A 17,726-nucleotide genomic window follows, 5' to 3' on the forward strand; every position below is an offset into this window, starting at 1 on the left:
GATGATGCGCTCCTTGACCTTTTCCAGACCGTAGTGGTCGGCTTCGAGGATGTCCTCGGCTTTGGAAAGGTTGATCGGCTTGGTCTTGGCCTTGCCCCACGGGATCGACAGCAGCCAGTCCAGATAGTTACGGACGACGGTCGATTCCGCCGACATCGGGCTCATGTTGCGCAGCTTCTTCAGCTCCGCCTCGGCCTTCAGTCGGGCTTCTTTCGACAGGCGCGTCTTGGCGATGCGCTTTTCGAGTTCAATCAGTTCGTCACGGGCATCGTCGGTCTCGCCCAGCTCGCGCTGGATCGCCTTCATTTGCTCGTTCAGATAGTACTCGCGCTGGGTTTTCTCCATCTGGCGCTTCACGCGCGAGCGGATCTTCTTCTCGACCTGCAGGACCGAGATCTCGCCTTCCATCAGGCCATAGACCTTCTCGAGGCGCTCGGTCACGCTGACGGTTTCCAGCAGCGACTGCTTCTCGGCGATCTTCACGGCCAGATGCGCGGCCACGCTGTCGGCCAGCTTGGACGGCTCTGCGATCTGCGGGATGGAGCTGAGGGCCTCGGGCGGGACCTTCTTGTTCAGCTTCACATAGTTTTCGAACTGCTCGATGACGGCGCGCAGCAGGGCCTCGGACTGCGAGGCATCGCCCGGCTCGTCGGCGATTTCGACAGCTTCAGCTTCGTAATAGTCCTGACGGTCGGTGAAGTTGATCAGGCGCGCGCGCGACTTTCCTTCCACCAGCACCTTCACGGTGCCGTCGGGCAGTTTGAGCAGTTGCAGGACGGTTGCCAGTACGCCGGTCGGGTAGATGGCGTCGGTCGCGGGATCGTCGTCGGTAGAGTTCTTTTGGGTGGCCAGCAGGATCTGCTTTTCACCCTTCATGATCTCATCGAGGGCACGCACGGATTTTTCGCGGCCGACGAACAACGGCACGACCATGTGCGGAAAGACAACGATGTCTCTCAACGGCAGGACTGGGAGGATTTTGCTCTCGGTCATGGTGCTTACTTTCGCGGGGCCTTCGTGAATCTCCGGCCCGCCAAAGCCGATCCGCATGAACAACCTGTCCCGCTTACCGACTCGGCCCGCCTATCAGGCGGCTTTTCAAAAAGAGTATGTGGGACCTGATATTGCCGGTTCAAGCTTAACAGACCATCGACCCACAGAAGTCGAAGTTTCAGTGTTGCTCATGGGCCATAAACGCAACAAGGCGGCCCGATGAAGGACCGCCCTGCCCGTTTAAGTTTGCCTTAAGGTCAGGCTGCCGGATCGGCCTTCTTCTTCTTCGATTCGGAATAGATCAGCAGAGGCTGGGCACGGCCCTCGATAACCTCGGCATTCACCACCACTTCTTCCACGCCCTCATAGGTGGGCAGGTCGAACATGGTTTCCAGCAGTACACCTTCGAGGATCGAACGCAGACCACGCGCACCCGTCTTGCGGGTGATGGCCTTCTTGGCGACAGCCGACAGGGCGTCGTCGGTGAAGGTCAGGTTCACGTTCTCCATGTCGAACAGGCGCTTGTACTGCTTGACCAGAGCGTTTTTCGGCTCGGTCAGGATCTTGATCAGCGCCTCTTCGTCGAGGTCTTCCAGCGTGGCCAGAACCGGCAGACGGCCGATGAATTCCGGAATCAGGCCGAAACGCATCAGATCGTCCGGCTCGACTTCCTTGAGGATTTCGCCGGTGCGACGCTCGTCCACTTCCTTGACCTTGGCACCGAAGCCGATGGACACGCCATCGCCACGGGCCGAGATCACCTTTTCAAGGCCAGCGAACGCGCCGCCGACGATGAACAGGATGTTGGCGGTATCGACTTGCAGGAACTCCTGCTGCGGGTGCTTGCGGCCACCTTGCGGCGGGACCGATGCAACCGTGCCTTCCATGATCTTCAACAGGGCCTGTTGAACGCCCTCGCCCGACACGTCGCGGGTGATCGAGGGGTTGTCGGACTTGCGGCTGATCTTGTCGATTTCGTCGATGTAGACGATGCCGCGCTGGGCGCGTTCGACGTTGTAGTCCGACGCCTGAAGCAGCTTCAGGATGATGTTTTCGACGTCCTCGCCCACGTAACCGGCCTCGGTCAGGGTGGTGGCGTCGGCCATCGTGAACGGCACATCGATGATCCGCGCCAGGGTCTGGGCCAGTAGGGTCTTACCCGAGCCGGTCGGACCGATCAGCATGATGTTCGACTTGGCCAGCTCGACGTCGTTGTTCTTCGCCGCGTGGTTCAGGCGCTTGTAGTGGTTGTGCACGGCAACCGACAGCACCTTCTTGGCGTGCGATTGGCCGATCACATAGTCATCGAGAACGTCGCGGATTTCTTTCGGGGTCGGAACCCCGTCCTTCGACGTTTTCAGCGTGATCTTCTGTTCTTCGCGGATGATGTCCATGCACAGCTCGACGCATTCATCGCAGATGAACACGGTCGGGCCCGCAATCAGTTTGCGGACCTCATGCTGGCTCTTTCCGCAGAAGGAGCAGTAGAGCGTGCTTTTGGCGTCAGTGCCGGCGGCTTTGGTCATAGACCCATCTCACTCTCCGCCATTTCCACCGGGATTGGTGCAAAAGGCGACAACCTTGATGTTAGACACTAGAATCTAAGCAGCAAAGTCTTCAAAAAATAACAATCACCCATCAGAGGTTCCGCCACAAGCCCGTTTGGGTACCGTGACGCCAGAAACGTCACTCCGCAGGAAGTATGGGGAATACAGGCAGTATGTCACAGATGGGTAATGAGGACGCTTCGCGCCAGTCCCCTTTTCGCACAAGCGAAATGCCAAAGGAAATAGTGGCGTTCGATTTTGATGGCACTCTTTCGATTCGCGACAGTTTTACCGATTTTCTCAAGTGGCGGGTCGGTCCTCTGGCATGGCTGGCAGGCATGGCGCGGCTGGTTCCGGCGGCGATTTCCTATCTGGGGAACCGCGACCGCGGAAAGATCAAGGCCGCATCGGTGCGGGTCTTCCTCAAGGGCATGCCGCGCGATGTGCTGTCCGCCCAGGCCGAGGCCTATGCCGACGAACTTTGGGGGCGCTTCATGCGTCCGGATGCATTGACCAAATGGAACGAATGGGGCGAGCGCGGGGTGCATCGCGTGATCGTCACCGCGTCTCCTGAAACGACCATCGCCCCGTTCGCCCAGCGTCTGGGGGCCGAGAACCTGATCGGCACGCGGTTGGAGTTCGATTCCGATGACCGCGTGACGGGGCGTTTCGAGACGCCGAACTGCCGCCGCGACCAGAAGGTAAAACGTATCCAGGCCGTCTATGGCCCTGATGTGCGCGTTCGGGCGGCCTATGGCGATACGTCGGGCGACGAACAGATGATCGCTATGGCCGAGGAAAAAGGCTTCCGCGTTTTCACGCAGAAGCCCTGATTTTTCTGATGCGGGCGGTGATCAGTTGCCGTCCGCGTCCACATCGAAGTTCACGGTCTTGCCGCGTGATGCAGGCTCCCAGCCCGCCTCGATGATCGAACGGACGGTGTTTTTCAGCACTTCCAGATCGATCTTCTGCTTCTCTAGATTCGGAGAGCCGTTCGGGCGGTAAAGCGCCGGGTACTGGGCCACGGCCTCACGCTTGTAATCCTGATGGCGGAAGGCGATGGCGATGCCTTCCCAAGCGTTCTTGCCCACCGGACGCTGCTGCCGGCGGAGTTCCCAAAGATAGACGTCGCCATCGACCTCTATCGTGCCCTTGGTATCGTTGGTGTACTGCATGGCCGTGCCGATAGCACAGAAAAGCCCGACGGATCAGCCCGCCATGCGCTTCAGCGTGCCGTCCTTCCAGACGAAGTGATGGACAAGCGCCATGATCAGGTGGCCAACGATGGCAACCAGCAGCACCCAGCCCAGTTCGCCGTGCCAATCGCCACCCAGCTTGGTCATCCACTCGATCCTTTCGTGACCGCCCGCCATCAGGGGAATGCCGAAAGGCTCGAACGGACGGCCTGAACCATACTGGCGGATCAGGGCAATCGCGGGCACAGCCAGCACCAAGACGTACAGGGCCAAATGCCCAATGACCGCCAGCCTGCCGATCAGGCCCTCATGCGGCTTTGGCCGACGGGTCAGGTTCACCAGTCCCCACAGCGCACGGATCACGGCCAGCACAAACAGGGTGAAGCCGACGGGCTTGTGGCTGCTGCCCCATGTCTCGGTCAGGGGTGTTTCGCCCAGAGCGGCCCCCGCGACGACACCACCCAGTTGGTAAACCAGCAAGGCCGCCATGACCCAGTGCAGCACGCGCGTCACCAGACCGTACTTCAACCCGTTATCGAACATGCAGCCTCTCCCGCCTCAATCCGCTGTCAGCAAACATGATTCGGGGCGGCCCGATATATCGGACCGCCCCGCGTCATTTTGTCTTTGTGCTTAAGGCTTAGGGAGCCTTCACACCGTCTGCATCGGCCTGAAGGCGGCGGTCGTAGACGTGGTCCACGATGCCCCATGCCTTGGCCTCCTCAGCAGTCATGAAGTGGTCGCGGTCAAGCGTGCGCTCGACCTCTTCGTAGGTGCGGCCGGTGTGCTTGACGTAGATTTCGTTCAGGCGGCGCTTGGTGGCGATGATGTCCTCGGCGTGGCGTTCGATGTCCGAAGCCGTGCCGCGGAAGCCGCCCGACGGTTGGTGCACCATCACGCGCGCGTTCGGCAGGGCCACGCGCTGGCCGGCTTCACCGGCCGTCAGGATCAGCGAACCCGCCGATGCGGCCATGCCCATCACCACGGTCGAAACCGGCGAGCGGATGTATTGCATGGTGTCGTAGATCGCCAGCGCCGAGGTCACCTGACCGCCCGGGCTGTTGATGTACATGCTGATTTCCTTTTTCGGATTTTCCGATTCGAGGAAAAGCAGCTGGGCGCAGATCAGCGAGGCCATGCCGTCTTCGAACGGGCCGGTCAGGAAGATGATGCGTTCACGCAGCAGGCGCGAGAAGATATCAAACGCACGCTCGCCGCGGCTGGATTGCTCCACCACCATTGGAACGAGGTTGTTGGAGATGTAGTCGATCGGATCGCGCATGTGGGCCTTTTCGAGAATCTCGGGGCGACTCACAGCCGCCCTCAGCAGGTTTCAGGATATCATCACCCGGCAAGGGCGATGCAAGGCCACATGCACCGATTGTTCGATTAAGACCGATCCGGGGACTCTGCTTTCGCCTGATTGCGCTCCAGCGGGCGGATCTGGCGGGTTTCCATCAAACGGGCGATCTCTCCCATCTGCTGGTTCTTGGATACGCCGGTCAGCTCTGCGCTGTAGAGAGCGCGCAGATAGGCCATGTCCCAATCACTGATGCTGGCGAACTGGCGGTCCGTCGGGAACGACAGGATGGAATCGAAGCCCGAGAAGTCAGCGTCCAGATCGACCTGGGAATAGGCGACCATAGCCGCGAAGTCGGCCACTTGCTGCGCGTTCGACCCTTCGAGTTTATCGAAATCGACGATGATGATCACACGACTGATGTCGTCACGGATTTCAGTGCGCAAACGCGAGGCGGTGCCCTTCACCATTGGAGGCTCTTCTTCACCGGGCAAGCGTACAGCGACCTCACCGGTGTGGGCATCCATCGGGATAGATACATGCCACCAACGGATCGGAACATCCGACGTCTGGAAGCGCTGCAAGGCCGCGCGGTTGCGGGACATGCTACTTATTCCGGGATTGAAGACCTTGGGGCGGGCATCAACCATGCCCTTTGCCAGGGCCGCCGCATCATTGGAGGCGATGATCAGAATATTGGGGGCACAGCCCGGTTCGCCGGGCTCCAGACCGATATCCATACCGATCTGGGAGACGCGATCCACGACATACTGGGCCATGTCTCCGCGCATGTTCACCGCGCCGACACAGACATTCCGTTGAAATCTGGCGACGCGCAGATTGCGGTCCGGAACGGAGATTTCATCCAGAAAGCTGCGGATCTGCCGATCTAGTGAGCGACCGGAAACAACCACATCATCAACCGCCGTCGGCGTATCGGTGGCGGACTGGGGGACTTGCATCGCAAGCGATCCAGCAAGCGCGAGGGCAGCGATTAACATAACAGACTCCGAACGGTTTCGGATGCCGTACCATCGCTATTTCTAGACCGACAGTTAAATCGAAGAATGAATTAGGGCGAACTGGTGGCGAAATCTTCACGCCGCGCAAACATTAAGGGCGGCGCTTTCGCGCCGCCCTTGAACGTTTTCAGCGAAGTGAAACCGATCAGGCTTCTTCTTCGTCCTTCAGCAGCTCTTCCTTGGTGATGGCTTCATCCGTCACCTTGGCGACCGAGACGATCAGGTCCACGACCTTCTCCTCGTAGATCGGAGCGCGCAGCTGGGCGGCTGCGTTCGGGTTCTGACGGTAGAAGTCCAGAACCATACGCTCTTGGCCCGGATAGTTGCGGGCTTCGGCCATGATGGCGTTCGACAGTTCCTGATCGGTCACGTTGACGTTGTTCAGGCGGCCGATTTCGGCGAGCACGAGGCCCAGACGCACGCGGCGCTCGGCGATCTTCTTGTACTCGGCCTTCAGTTCGTCTTCCGACTTCTTGGCGTCGTCTTCGGTCAGGCGGCCAGCGTCCTTGTCGGCCGAAACCTGAGCCCAGATGCCTTCGAATTCAGCCTCGACCATCTTCGGCGGCAGCGGGAAGTCGTGACCTTCGTCCAGAACGTCCAGCAGGGCGCGCTTCAGCTTGAAGCGGGCAGCGCCAGCGTATTGCTGGTTCAGGTTGGCCTTCAGCAGCTCTTTCAGCTTGTCCAGCGACTCAAGGCCGATGCGCTTGGCGAACTCGTCGTCGATAGCGGTTTCGACTTCAGCCTTGATAGCCTTGACTGTGACGTCGAAGGTCGCGGCCTTACCGGCCAGGTGAGCGGCTTGGTATTCTTCCGGGAAGGTGACCTCGATGGTCTTCTCTTCGCCGACCTTCGCGCCCTTCAGCTGCTCTTCGAAGCCCGGGATGAAGCGGCCCGAACCGATGACCAGATCAGCGTCGGTCGCAGCGCCACCGTCGAACTCGACGCCGTCGATCTTGCCGACGAAGTCGATGGTCAGTTGGTCGCCTTCGGCGGCCTTGACGGTCTTGCCCTTCTTGTCCTCGTAGGACTTGGCTTGCGAAGCCAGTTCCTTGAGGGCTTCGCCCATGTCTTCGTCTGAAGCTTCATAGGTCGGACGCTTCAGTTCGAGCGTCTTCGGGTCAACCGGGGTGAATTCCGGCATGACTTCCAGCGACATTTCGTAGGTCAGGTCTTCGCCGCCGGCGATAACCTTGTCCATGTCCGAGATCAGCTTCATCTCGGCCGGAGCGGCCGGACGAACCTTCAGCTCGTCCAGAGCGCCCTGGCTCGACGAGTTCAGCTCGGCGTTGATGATTTCGCCCATCAGGTCGCGGCCGAAGGTCTTCTTCACGTAGGAAGCCGGAACCTTGCCCGGACGGAAGCCCTTCAGCTTCATCTGCGGAGCAACTTCCTTGATACGGGCTTCAAGCTTTTCGTTCAGCTCTGCAACCGGAATGGTGACCGCGATAACGCGGCTAAGGCCTTCGTTCGACTTTTCGACGACTTGCATGGTCGGATATCTGACGCTCTGGGGCGACGCCCAAAAGGCGCGCGGGTGGAATAAAGCAAAAGGACCGCCCCACCGGAGCGGCACCCTCGAAGCCCGCCCTTATGTCGATCTGAGCCGCTTACGTCAACGCGCAGCGGGTTTCTTTGATGTCCTCACGGCGCTATTTCAGTGTTTATGAACCAGCAAACCGCACCCATTGGCGTTCTCGTCAGCCCTGTCACACCGCTCCAGCAGAACTGCACCATCGTCTGGTGCACCCGGACATTGAAGGCTGCGGTCATTGATCCCGGCGCTTCGGCACAGGCCTTGTTCGATGAAATCAAGCGCCGTGATCTGACACTGGAAGCCATCTGGATTACGCACGGCCACCTTGATCACGCCGGCGGCGCACAGGATCTTCAGGACATTTCGGGGGTAGACATCATCGGCCCGCATACCGCCGACCAATTCTGGATCGATATGATTCCCGATCAGGGGCTGCGCTGGGGCCTGCCCGATGCCCGAACCTTCACCCCTACCCGCTGGCTGTCTGATGGTGACAAGGTGTCGCTGGGGGAAACGGAGTGGGATGTCTACCACTGTCCCGGCCATACACCCGGTCACGTGATCTTCTTCAACCGTGCCGCTCGATTCGCACAGGTCGGCGACGTGCTGTTCCAAGGCTCAGTCGGACGCACCGATTTCCCCCAAAGCTCGCATTCGGACCTGGTCAACTCGATCGTCCAGAAGTTGTGGCCGCTGGGCGATGACGTCACATTCATTCCCGGACACGGTCCGCACTCGACATTCGGTCAAGAACGCAGAACCAATCCCTTTGTTGGTGACGACGTTGTAAATAGTGATAAATTGTCAAATAATAACGTCGGTCCGGCATGATTAACTGAATTTAATGTGAGCTTTTACAAGCTTTTGAACGAGAGAACCCGCGAAGGTTGTAAAATCGACATAAGGAACCGGAACCTTAGCCGCCGCTGACTCCTTCTTTCTGTGAGTGCCAAGTCTAAAAGGGAGTTCGCATAATGGCCGATCAAGTACCGGCTAAGCCTTCTGGTATTTCCAAGCGTGGGTTCGCATCTATGGATCCCGCTCGCCAACGTGAAATCGCCCGCAAGGGCGGTGCAAGCGTACCGTCTGAAAAGCGTAGTTTTTCTCAAGACCGCTCTCTCGCCGCTCAAGCGGGTCGCAAGGGCGGCGAAGCATCCCACGGCTCGCGCAATAAGGCCGATCGTAAGGATCAACCTGTTCCGCCGCGCGCCAACTGACTGTGGCAGACTGAATGATAAAGGGCGGCTCGAAAGAGCCGCTCTTTTCTTATGCCCTAACAGGCTTCAAGCAGTGCCAGTGCGACGGACGGTGCAGGGCTTTCGACCCATTCGACGGTTTTCCAGCCCGCTTCACCCGCAAGATCATCCACACGTCTGCGATCGAATTTGCGCGAACTTTCGGTATGCAGGCTCTCGCCTTTTTCAAAGGCAAATTCGTGATCACCCAGTTTGACGGTCTGCGGCCTCAGCGCTTCCAGATGCATTTCCATGCGTGACTGTCCATCGTTCCAGACGGCGCGATGACGGAAGGCCGTGATGTCAAAGTCGGCTCCCAATTCACGATTGGCCCGTTCCAGCAGGTTCAGGTTGAACTCTGCCGTCACGCCTGCGGCATCATCATAGGCTGCCACCAGAACATCCTCGTCCTTGATCAGGTCGACGCCGAGAATGAACAGGGCCCCTTCGCCCAGCATGCGCCGGGACGATTCCAGCAAATGCCTGGCTTCTTCGCGCTCCAGATTTCCGATGGTCGAGCCGGGGAAAAAGCCGACCCGCCTTCCGTCAGGCAGATCCGGCGGCAAGTCCGGCAGATTGGCGAAATCGCCCAGCACAGGCCGGATATCGATCTGCGGATAATCGGATTTGAGCGATGCGGACGCCTGTTCAAGAGCTGTCTTGCTGATATCCAGCGGAACATAGGCTTTGATTTCAGGTATGGCATCCAGAACGATGCGCGTCTTTTCGCTGGCCCCGGACCCCAGTTCGACCAGTACCGCGTCCTCACCGATGGCCTGCCTCCATTGCGGTATCGTGGACGTCAGCAGGGCCATTTCCTGACGTGTCGGATAGTACTCGGGCAACTGGGTGATATCTTCAAAGAGCTCTGACCCCTTCGCGTCATAGAGCCATTTGGGCGATATCGATTTCGGTACGGCACTCAGCCCTTCGATTAATTCACTGCGAAAGGCCTGCATGCCACCTCCGGCTTTTGTTGAAGGCCGTGTGCCAGCCTCAGGCCCGTGAAGGCCCAACGCTGGTGGGGGTAATAGAAGTTGCGATAGGTCGCGCGCACATGGTCACGCGGGGTGGCAAAGCTGCCCCCTTTCAAGACCATCTGGTTCGCCATGAACTTGCCGTTGTATTCGGCGGCCGTGCCTTCGGTCGGTTTGAAACCGGGATAAGGCGCGTAGGAACTCTGGGTCCATTGCCATACCTCGGTGTCCAGGTTCGAGAAGTCGCCGGCGCGGGTTGTGGCGGCGTATTCCCACTCTGCCTCCGTCGGAAGGCGTGCCTGCGACCAGCGGGCAAAGGCATCGGCTTCGTAATAGCTGATGTGGCGGACAGGCATTTCCGGATCGACAGGCTTTTCTCCCGTCACCGTAAAGACGGTCCAGTTCTTCCCGACTTGGTGCCAATAGGCCGGACTGTTCCAGCCTTCGGATTTTACGACCGCCCAACCGTCGGAAAGCCACAGCTCGGGCCTGCGGTAACCCCCGTCTTCCATAAAGGCCAACCAGGCTTTCTGGGTCACCAGATCGGCATCCAGCGCAAAGGCATTCAGCCATTGGCGGTGAAGGGGCATTTCATTGTCAAAAGCAAAGCTATCATCCGGCTCATGGCCGACGGTGACCAGCTTTTCGGCGAAATGAACCTGTCCGCCCTTGGGGTGTGACAAAGGCGCATGTCTTGGCTCTTCGGCCCACAAGGCTGGAGCAAGGGGATTGCAAGAAAACAGGTGCAGCAGATCTTGAACAAGCAGTTCCTGATGTTGCTGCTCGTGGTTCAATCCCAGCTGGAAAAGATAGTCTTCTTCCGCTGTAAAAGGATCGTTGAAGCGGGCCGCCATCCTGCGGTCCACCTCGGCTCTGTAATGCATCACCTCGTCGAGCGAGGGGCGTGTCATCAGGCCGCGTTGGGGGCGCGCCACCCGTTTGCCGAGCGCTTCATAATAGGAATTGAACATCTCCTGGAAGCGCGGATCGACGGGCATATAGCCTTCCTCGCGTCCCAGTATCATGGCCTCGAAAAACCACGTCGTATGGGCCAGATGCCATTTACCGGGGCTGGCATCCGGCATCGACTGCGCCCCGAGGTCCTCGGAAGACAGGCCTGACGTCAGCTGGAGTGTTTTGAGCCTGATACGGTTGTATTTCTCGTGCCGGACAGTCTCGGCCAGCGGTAGAGGTCTTGGAGCAGGACGCATCGTTTCCCTCTGTATGTCGGTGCGTTGATCGCGCCGTTACAGAAGGAAACGCGGTCCGGTCGTAGGGCGTTCCCCGACCGTTGATTACCCGACAGAAGCCACGGCTCTTGCGGCATACTCCAGTCGCGCGATCGTGCGGTTATGGACTTCGTCCGGACCATCAGCGATGCGCAGGGTCCGAACGGTCGCGTAAAGTTCGGCCAAAGGCGTGTCCGCAGAAACCCCGGCACCGCCATAGGCTTGGATGGCGTCATCAATGACCTTCAGGGCCATACGCGGCGCGGCGACCTTGATCTGGGCGATCTCGGATCGGGCCCCCTTGGCTCCGACCTCGTCCATCATCCATGCCGCTTTGAGAACCAGCAGGCGGCACATTTCGATCTGGGTCCGGGCTTCGGCGACGCGCTGTTCCCAGACGGAATGCTCGGCCAGAGCCTTGCGAAACGCCACACGGTTCAACAGACGGTCAACCATCAGCTCCAACGCCCGTTCGGCGGCCCCGATCACCCGCATGCAGTGATGGATGCGGCCCGGTCCGAGACGCCCTTGCGCGATCTCGAAGCCCCTGCCCTCGCCCGCAATCAGGTTCTCTACGGGAACGCGGACGTTTTCCAGCACCACTTCCGCATGGCCGATGGGGAGTTCGTCATAGCCGAAGACGGACAGCATCCGCTCGACGCGGAAACCGGGGGTATCGACGGGAACGATGACCTGACTTTGCTGCTGGTGAACCGGCGCGTCGAAATCGGTTTTGCCCATGACAATGGTCATCGCCAGATTGGGGTGCGCCATATTGGTTGACCACCATTTGCGGCCATTGATCACATAATGGTCGCCATCCCGCTCGATGCGGGTTTCGATATTGGTGGCGTCGGACGAAGCCACAGCCGGTTCGGTCATCAGGAAGGCGGACCGGATATCTCCGTCCATCAGCGGTTCCAGCCACTGGCGTTTCTGCTGCTCGTTTCCATAGAGATGCAGCACCTCCATATTGCCTGTGTCGGGGGCGTTGCAGTTGAACACCTCGGCGGACCACAGGTGGCGGCCCATCATTTCGGCCAGCGGGGCATAGTCCTGATTGTTCAGGCCCGCGCCGTGTTCGCCCGGCAGGAACATGTTCCACAATCCGGCTTCTTTCGCCTTTGCCTTCAGCTCCACCATGACCGGCGAATGAATGCGGGGATTGGCGCGCACAGAGGCAATGTAGGCATCCTCCTGCGGGATGACATGATCCTGCATGAAGCGCGATAGCCTGTCCTGCCAGGCCAGAGAACGATCGGAAAAGCGAAAATCCATGACACCCCTCCCCTGGGGTCTGTTGGGTTCGTTGCTCTTTGAGTGGCGACTTTGAACCAGAAAAAAGGCGCGGCTCCTGAGAACCGCGCCTTACTTTTCAGCCTAACCGGCCAAGGATCAACGACCCTTGAGCAGCGGAGCGAGCTTTTGTGCGAGCATCATGTCGCCAGCGACCTTCAGCTTGCCTTGCATGAAGGCCATCATCGGGTCCAGACGGCCTTCGGCCAGGGCGATGAAGTCGTCCATCTTCAGCGAAACGGTCGCATCGGCAGCGTTGTCGTCATTGGTGACGGTGTTGTTGATGCCGTCGATGAAGATCTTGCCGGCTTCGCCGAGGTCCAGCTTGATGGTCTTGCCGAAGCCGCCGTTGGTGTTGATGGCTTCTTGGATTTTTGCGGTGATTTGAGCCAGATCGGCCATGAGCGTCATCCCTTAGACGTTTGATACCCAAGAGCTAGCGGTTGCCGGCCCCCGTGCCAAGATCACCTAGCGTAAGGCTTTTTCACTTTCATCAGTTATTTTCATCGATGAAAACAGCGTAGCCGTTAGAATGACACCCCTATACCGACCGTAACGCGGGCATCGCTGAGCGAGGAGCGCACACCTGAATCCCAGTAGCGTAGGTCAAGTGCCAGATTTTCGGTGAAGGCGTACCCTACCCCTGCGTTCCAGGAGTTGTAGTCGGTTCCCACATCGAGATATTGCCGCCCCACACCGCCGGATAGCGACCATTTGTCGTCAATCGCATAGCCTATCGTGGCTTCGACATAGGTCGCCTGCTCGTCGATGCCGAAGAAGTCAGGCGAATAATAGACAGCGCCGCCTATCGTCAGGGCATCGATGGTCTTGGACAGGCCCAGTTTGAATTCGACGAGGTTGTAGTCGCTACCGTCAGGCGCTCCGACATAGGTGAAATAGGTCAGGCCCACATCGTAATCCAGGCCGCCAGCCGTACCGGTTACACCGGCATAAAAATCCCACTCGAGATCCGTGCCGTCGCCGAAGTCCACGGTCGATGCCCAGGTTCCGGCGTAGAACGGGCCATAGTTGAAATCGATACCGCCCTGAACGGCTGCATCGCCATCGGTCTGGCTGAAGCCTCGGTAGACATAGTCACTGATTACACCGGCATTGAATGACCATTCGGGCACGGGCTCTTCGGCCATAGCGATTGCAGGAAAGGTCGTCAGGCCCAGCACGGCAAGGCCAAGGATTGCGTTTTTCATGATGTATCCCCTGGAAGTCGTTGAACTGTAGGCACGCCAAATCCACCGACAGCGAAGAGAGGGCCGTCGGGTCACCGAACTCGTTACTCAGGGAAGGCTGCGTGCCGGATGGCGGTGGGAGGACACACCACCCGGCACGACTTGGGTATCAAGGGGCAAAGCCCCTGCGGTTTTACCGCTTAGGAGACAGGCTCCAGAGCCTCACCATGCAGGTGGGTGTCGAGGCCCTCGTCTTCGACCTTGCTGTTGACCCTCAGGCCAACGGTGTATTTGCAGATGACCAGTACGATCAGCGTGCCGATGGCACTCCACAGTATGGTCCAGACCAGACCCATGAACTGGGCCAGGACGGTTGCGCCTTCCGACAGGTCGTTCACGGCGGTCGTCGCCAGAACACCCGTCAGCAACGCACCAACAAGACCACCCGCACCGTGCAGACCGAAGGCATCCAGGCTGTCATCGTATTTCAGCAGCTTCTTCAGCCACACCGAAGAGATATAGCAGACCGGGCCGGACACCAGACCGATGATCAAAGCGCCCATCGGGCTGACGAATCCGGCGGCGGGCGTAATGCCGACCAGACCGGCGACGATGCCCGACAGTACGCCGATGAGCGACCATTTGCGCTTCTCGATGCGCTCGATGAACTTCCAGCTGAGCGAACCGGCAGCCGCGGCCACCAAGGTGTTGATCAGAGCAACAGCCATAAGGCCGTCTGCGGCCCCGGCGGACCCTGCGTTAAAGCCGATCCAGCCGACCAACAGCAGCGAAGCGCCGATCATCGTCAGAACCGGATTGTGCGCTGTGATCGTTTCGACGCCGTAACCCTTACGGGCACCGAGGAAGATCGCGCAGACCAGACCCGCCACGCCGGAGTTCACGTGAACCACAGCGCCACCGGCGAAGTCGAGAACGCCGTCCTGACCCAGGAAGCCGCCGCCCCAGACCCAGTGGGCAATGGGCGCATAGACGATCAGCGACCAAAGGGCGATGAACAGCAGCAAACCTGAATATTTGATCCGCTCGGCAAATGCGCCGGTGATCAGGGCGGGCGTAATGATGGCAAATGTCAGCTGGAACGACAGCCACAGATATTCAGGAATGCCGGGCAAGGCCGAATAGGCCGTATCCTTGGTCACGCCATTCAGGAACAGGGCGTCAAAGCTCCCGACGAACCTGTTCCAACCCTCGTCGGGATTGACCCCGAAGGCGATGGTGTAACCGGCAATCATCCAGACCAGTGTCACGACGGCGAATGACGCGACCGATTGGGTGATGGTGGCGATAACGTTCTTTCGGCGCACCATGCCGCCATAGAACAGGGCCAGACCGGGCAATGTCATCAGCAGCACAAGGGCTGTCGATGTGCCCAGCCATGATGTTGCGGCCGCATCCAGTTCCAGCGGAACCTGATGTGAAAACAGCGCCGGAGCGGTTTGCTCTGACGCTGTTATGGCGGCGCTAGCGATGTTGGTCGCTACCTCGGGAGTAGCTGCGGCACATGCCGCACCGGCGGTGAGGAGACCACCGGCTATACAGGCCAGGGCGGCAAGCCCCGGCATAATGCTTTTTGTGTGCGTCACTTGAGTATCCCCCTCTTCGTTTACGCATATGCGAAATGTTTATCGCAACCGCGAAATGAGCAAGAGGAAAAATGCCCGCTTCTGGATTATTTTTTCATCAGGATGGATGCTAGCCGCAACCGAGGAAAATATTTATGCAATCTATCCTAGATTTAAGAGGTTTGTTGCGCGACATTTTCAGTTCACGCCGCATCTTTTTCCGAATTTTTCAAATCTTGAATGTTGGTTGAATGGGCGGTGACATGCTGGAGCGTGACGTCTTAGACGATGTTGGCCAGGGCTTCGGCGACAGTGCTCAGCCCCTGCCCGCGTCGACAGACAATGACATCCAGCGACGGCAGTTCAGGCAGAGTGCAATCTTCCCCAAGCACCCGAACACGCCCCGTCAGTCCCAAGGTGGTGCGCGCACTGATGCCCATGCCCGCCGCCGTTGCGGCCCACAGTCCGGTCAAGCTGGAGCTGACGAAGTTATGCCGCCAGACAATCCCCGCCCTATCCAGTGCAGCGGTGGCCCAGCGACGCATCAGGCACGGGGCCTCCATAGAGATGAGCGGCAAGGCCGCGTCCGAACCGGGCGACCACGGCACGGGATGATCCGCCGAGGCGATCCACCGCAAGGGTACGGACCCGATCACCTTATGGTTTTTGGTAATGACGCCGGTATCCCACGCCAGACCGACATCCACCTTTCCGCTGTGCAGCGCCTCGACCAGTTCGGATGTCCGCATAATGCGCGTGTCGATCTTTTCACCGGGGAAACGTTCTGCAAAGCGGGACAGAATGTCTGTGAGCAGGCCGTCGCCGAAATCGGGCCCCACGGCCAGACGGACCCAGCCTTCACGCCGATGCCCCTGAACGGCGCTGACCGCCTCATCGTTCAGTTCCAGCATGCGGCGCGCATAGGCCAACATGGTTTCACCGGCATCGGTCAGCACCAGTCCGCGCCCTGCCTTCTTCAGCAGCAAGGCACCGACCTGTTCTTCCAACTTATGCATTTGGGTGCTGATGGCCGAGGCGGAGCGTCCCTGCGCGTCAGCGGCCTTTGAAAAGCTGCCCAGCTCGATCCCGGCCACAAAGCTGCGAAGGACGTCCAGATCGAAGGTCACACGGGCCATGTGTTCGTTCCAAAAAGCCGAAGCCGTATTTTCAAACATCCAAATTATAAAATGCATCCTTGGGTGTCACTTCTTTCCCGTCAAGCCACCACCATCGGGAGAAAACGACATGCTGGCGATGCAGTACAAAATCGACTTTCCGGACAAGTTCGACATGGACCGGATCCGGCAGAGGATTGCCGACAAGGGACACCTTTTGGACGGCTACGAAGGGCTGGTGTTCAAGGCCTACCTCTATTCGGAAGCTGACAACGCCACGTCCCGGAACCGCTATGCGCCGTTTTACGTCTGGCATGACAGTCAGGCGATGTGGCGCTTCTTGGGAAGCGAGGGATTCGCAAAGCTGTGCGAGGACTTCGGGCGTCCCAAGGTGAACGTCTGGTACCTGAATGACCGGAAGATTTTCCGCGACATCGACCAGACATCCCACGTCATGATCGGTGAAAGCCAGCGCAAGCCCATGCCGTCACTCGCCTCTGCGAATGACCCCGGCTGCCTCGCCGTTATCGAGGCGATCGATCCCTGGAGTTGGGAGTCAGTCACCGTCTACTTCGCGCGCATCCAGCCCAGCGCGCACAGCGACAGGGCCACCTATGTCTGCGGCTATCTCGCACACGGGGCAGACTTCGATTCCGTCAAAGCAACGGTTTGACCCAAGGCCCTTATTCGACGCGTCATGACCTTGCATCAAGATGGCGTCTGCCTCCTCGCAGATGGGCGCGGCGGCCCCACACCTTCACCGGGTTACCGCCGTGCCCTACCGACCGTTCCTATCGGAGGACAGGATGTACACCCTCTATTATTCACCTGGCGCGTGTTCGATGGCCGTGCACATCGTTCTGGAAGAGCTGGGCGTTCCCTACACGCTGCAACTCGTATCGGTACGCAGCCGCGACCACGAGCACCCCGACTATCTCAAGATCAATCCCAAGGGCCGCGTGCCTGCCCTGGGCGTTGATGGACAGATACTGACCGAGGTCGGGGCAATCCTTCCCTATCTAGCGGATGCCCATCCCCGGGCAGGGCTTTTGCCCGTTGATCCCCTCGCCCGTGCGCGGGTTCAGGAACTGATCTCTTGGCTGTCCAGCGATGTGCATGCGGCCTTCAAGCAGGTGTGGCGCGCCGAACGCTTTTCTATCCACGAGGATGACTATCCGGCGATCAGGGCCAAGGGGAAGGTGAACGTCAGCAGCTTCATCGGCGACATAAACACCCTGCTGTCCGACGGCCGCACCTATGCGACAGGCAATCTGTACACCGTCGCTGACCCCTATCTGCTTGTCTATTACGGCTGGGCCCGCTCGGTCGGTATCCCGTTGGATCAATATCCGGCCTTCGGCACCTATGTCGCGCGATTGCTGAAGAACCGCCCTGTCATCGCTGCCGTCATGCAGGCCGAAGGTCTACCTCTGGCAGCCTGAGTTCACATTTACCGGCGTTCCAGTTTCAAACCTGCCCTCGGCCCTATGGTCGGGGGCTTTTCTGTCGCGT

Annotated in this window: 19 protein-coding genes; 5 read left to right on the forward strand and 14 right to left on the reverse strand. The window is 59.1% G+C overall.

What is annotated here, in order from left to right; genetic code table 11:
- Both B3H86_RS10390 and clpX read right to left on the reverse strand, forming a co-directional pair.
- On the reverse strand, positions 1-993 hold a 993-nt coding region (locus B3H86_RS10390), incomplete at its 3' end, for an LON peptidase substrate-binding domain-containing protein (RefSeq protein ID WP_292053578.1).
- A gap of 257 nt (positions 994-1,250) precedes the next feature.
- On the reverse strand, positions 1,251-2,519 hold the full coding sequence (gene clpX / locus B3H86_RS10395) for an ATP-dependent Clp protease ATP-binding subunit ClpX (RefSeq protein ID WP_242913428.1): 1,269 nt from the start codon (positions 2,517-2,519) through the stop codon (positions 1,251-1,253).
- Positions 2,520-2,785: 266 nt separating this feature from the next.
- On the opposite strand from clpX, the gene B3H86_RS10400 reads away from it, so the two are divergent.
- Positions 2,786-3,373, forward strand: a complete 588-nt coding sequence (locus B3H86_RS10400) for an HAD-IB family hydrolase (RefSeq protein WP_292053579.1) — start codon at positions 2,786-2,788, stop codon at positions 3,371-3,373.
- Positions 3,374-3,394: 21 nt separating this feature from the next.
- Here B3H86_RS10400 and B3H86_RS10405 read toward each other — a convergent pair whose 3' ends face one another.
- From B3H86_RS10405 to tig, 5 genes are all read right to left on the reverse strand, one after another.
- Positions 3,395-3,715, reverse strand: coding sequence for a hypothetical protein (locus B3H86_RS10405; RefSeq protein WP_292053581.1), 321 nt, complete (start codon positions 3,713-3,715; stop codon positions 3,395-3,397).
- Positions 3,716-3,748: 33 nt separating this feature from the next.
- Positions 3,749-4,279: a cytochrome b gene (locus B3H86_RS10410; protein WP_292053583.1), complete on the reverse strand. Its 531-nt coding sequence runs from the start codon at positions 4,277-4,279 to the stop codon at positions 3,749-3,751.
- A gap of 97 nt (positions 4,280-4,376) precedes the next feature.
- Complete coding sequence (locus tag B3H86_RS10415; protein ID WP_292053825.1) at positions 4,377-5,018, reverse strand: ATP-dependent Clp protease proteolytic subunit; 642 nt, start codon at positions 5,016-5,018, stop codon at positions 4,377-4,379.
- A 107-nt stretch (positions 5,019-5,125) separates the two neighbouring features.
- Positions 5,126-5,998, reverse strand: a complete 873-nt coding sequence (locus tag B3H86_RS10420; RefSeq protein ID WP_292053584.1) for a hypothetical protein — start codon at positions 5,996-5,998, stop codon at positions 5,126-5,128.
- 205 nt (positions 5,999-6,203) lie between these two features.
- Positions 6,204-7,547, reverse strand: a complete 1,344-nt coding sequence (gene tig / locus B3H86_RS10425; RefSeq protein ID WP_292053586.1) for a trigger factor — start codon at positions 7,545-7,547, stop codon at positions 6,204-6,206.
- A gap of 174 nt (positions 7,548-7,721) precedes the next feature.
- Between tig and B3H86_RS10430 the strand changes: the two genes are divergently transcribed.
- Together B3H86_RS10430 and B3H86_RS10435 are read left to right on the forward strand one after the other, a co-directional pair.
- The gene (locus B3H86_RS10430) at positions 7,722-8,423 is read left to right on the forward strand and encodes an MBL fold metallo-hydrolase (protein ID WP_292053588.1); all 702 of its coding nucleotides are present in this window, start codon (positions 7,722-7,724) and stop codon (positions 8,421-8,423) included.
- Between the two features lie 143 nt (positions 8,424-8,566).
- Positions 8,567-8,809, forward strand: coding sequence for a general stress protein (locus B3H86_RS10435; protein WP_292053589.1), 243 nt, complete (start codon positions 8,567-8,569; stop codon positions 8,807-8,809).
- Between the two features lie 56 nt (positions 8,810-8,865).
- Here the strand turns inward: B3H86_RS10435 and egtD are convergent, their stop codons facing one another.
- From egtD to B3H86_RS10465, 7 genes are all read right to left on the reverse strand, one after another.
- Complete coding sequence (gene egtD, locus B3H86_RS13905; RefSeq protein ID WP_312820771.1) at positions 8,866-9,786, reverse strand: L-histidine N(alpha)-methyltransferase; 921 nt, start codon at positions 9,784-9,786, stop codon at positions 8,866-8,868.
- A complete protein-coding gene (gene egtB / locus B3H86_RS13910; protein ID WP_312820772.1) occupies positions 9,762-11,015 on the reverse strand; it encodes an ergothioneine biosynthesis protein EgtB in 1,254 nt (417 codons plus the stop codon). The genes egtD and egtB overlap by 25 nt, the downstream gene beginning before the upstream one ends.
- 84 nt (positions 11,016-11,099) lie before the next feature.
- A complete protein-coding gene (locus B3H86_RS10445) occupies positions 11,100-12,311 on the reverse strand; it encodes an acyl-CoA dehydrogenase family protein (protein WP_292053591.1) in 1,212 nt (403 codons plus the stop codon).
- Positions 12,312-12,428: 117 nt separating this feature from the next.
- Entirely contained in the window at positions 12,429-12,731 is a 303-nt protein-coding gene (locus tag B3H86_RS10450; protein WP_292053593.1) for an SCP2 sterol-binding domain-containing protein, read from the reverse strand.
- A 125-nt stretch (positions 12,732-12,856) separates the two neighbouring features.
- Positions 12,857-13,537 carry a TorF family putative porin gene (locus B3H86_RS10455; protein ID WP_292053595.1) on the reverse strand — a complete coding sequence of 227 codons (681 nt, stop codon included), beginning with the start codon at positions 13,535-13,537 and terminating at the stop codon, positions 12,857-12,859.
- A gap of 179 nt (positions 13,538-13,716) precedes the next feature.
- Complete coding sequence (locus B3H86_RS10460; RefSeq protein ID WP_409450217.1) at positions 13,717-15,099, reverse strand: ammonium transporter; 1,383 nt, start codon at positions 15,097-15,099, stop codon at positions 13,717-13,719.
- A gap of 281 nt (positions 15,100-15,380) precedes the next feature.
- Positions 15,381-16,235, reverse strand: coding sequence for a LysR substrate-binding domain-containing protein (locus tag B3H86_RS10465; protein WP_292053601.1), 855 nt, complete (start codon positions 16,233-16,235; stop codon positions 15,381-15,383).
- 109 nt (positions 16,236-16,344) lie between these two features.
- On the opposite strand from B3H86_RS10465, the gene B3H86_RS10470 reads away from it, so the two are divergent.
- Together B3H86_RS10470 and B3H86_RS10475 are read left to right on the forward strand one after the other, a co-directional pair.
- Positions 16,345-16,887 (forward strand): DUF4865 family protein, encoded by a 543-nt coding sequence (locus B3H86_RS10470; protein WP_292053603.1) that lies wholly within the window; start codon positions 16,345-16,347, stop codon positions 16,885-16,887.
- 133 nt (positions 16,888-17,020) lie between these two features.
- Positions 17,021-17,656 carry a glutathione S-transferase family protein gene (locus B3H86_RS10475; protein WP_292053605.1) on the forward strand — a complete coding sequence of 212 codons (636 nt, stop codon included), beginning with the start codon at positions 17,021-17,023 and terminating at the stop codon, positions 17,654-17,656.
- Positions 17,657-17,726 lie beyond the last annotated feature (70 nt).

Source organism: Brevundimonas sp. UBA5866 (assembly GCF_002432125.1).
Taxonomy (GTDB): Bacteria; Pseudomonadota; Alphaproteobacteria; order Caulobacterales; family Caulobacteraceae; genus Brevundimonas.

What these genes read in the sequence shown, in the direction of transcription:
- clpX (WP_242913428.1), bottom strand. Translation starts at nt 2,519, where the DNA reads ATGACCAAAGCCGCCGGCACTGACGCCAAAAGCACGCTCTACTGCTCC.
- B3H86_RS10405 (WP_292053581.1), bottom strand. Translation starts at nt 3,715, where the DNA reads ATGCAGTACACCAACGATACCAAGGGCACGATAGAGGTCGATGGCGAC.
- B3H86_RS10410 (WP_292053583.1), bottom strand. Translation starts at nt 4,279, where the DNA reads ATGTTCGATAACGGGTTGAAGTACGGTCTGGTGACGCGCGTGCTGCAC.
- B3H86_RS10415 (WP_292053825.1), bottom strand. Translation starts at nt 5,018, where the DNA reads ATGCGCGATCCGATCGACTACATCTCCAACAACCTCGTTCCAATGGTG.
- B3H86_RS10420 (WP_292053584.1), bottom strand. Translation starts at nt 5,998, where the DNA reads ATGCAAGTCCCCCAGTCCGCCACCGATACGCCGACGGCGGTTGATGAT.
- tig (WP_292053586.1), bottom strand. Translation starts at nt 7,547, where the DNA reads ATGCAAGTCGTCGAAAAGTCGAACGAAGGCCTTAGCCGCGTTATCGCG.
- B3H86_RS10430 (WP_292053588.1), top strand. Translation starts at nt 7,722, where the DNA reads ATGAACCAGCAAACCGCACCCATTGGCGTTCTCGTCAGCCCTGTCACA.
- B3H86_RS10435 (WP_292053589.1), top strand. Translation starts at nt 8,567, where the DNA reads ATGGCCGATCAAGTACCGGCTAAGCCTTCTGGTATTTCCAAGCGTGGG.
- egtD (WP_312820771.1), bottom strand. Translation starts at nt 9,786, where the DNA reads ATGCAGGCCTTTCGCAGTGAATTAATCGAAGGGCTGAGTGCCGTACCG.
- egtB (WP_312820772.1), bottom strand. Translation starts at nt 11,015, where the DNA reads ATGCGTCCTGCTCCAAGACCTCTACCGCTGGCCGAGACTGTCCGGCAC.
- B3H86_RS10445 (WP_292053591.1), bottom strand. Translation starts at nt 12,311, where the DNA reads ATGGATTTTCGCTTTTCCGATCGTTCTCTGGCCTGGCAGGACAGGCTA.
- B3H86_RS10450 (WP_292053593.1), bottom strand. Translation starts at nt 12,731, where the DNA reads ATGGCCGATCTGGCTCAAATCACCGCAAAAATCCAAGAAGCCATCAAC.
- B3H86_RS10455 (WP_292053595.1), bottom strand. Translation starts at nt 13,537, where the DNA reads ATGAAAAACGCAATCCTTGGCCTTGCCGTGCTGGGCCTGACGACCTTT.
- B3H86_RS10460 (WP_409450217.1), bottom strand. Translation starts at nt 15,099, where the DNA reads ATGCCGGGGCTTGCCGCCCTGGCCTGTATAGCCGGTGGTCTCCTCACC.
- B3H86_RS10465 (WP_292053601.1), bottom strand. Translation starts at nt 16,235, where the DNA reads ATGGCCCGTGTGACCTTCGATCTGGACGTCCTTCGCAGCTTTGTGGCC.
- B3H86_RS10470 (WP_292053603.1), top strand. Translation starts at nt 16,345, where the DNA reads ATGCTGGCGATGCAGTACAAAATCGACTTTCCGGACAAGTTCGACATG.
- B3H86_RS10475 (WP_292053605.1), top strand. Translation starts at nt 17,021, where the DNA reads ATGTACACCCTCTATTATTCACCTGGCGCGTGTTCGATGGCCGTGCAC.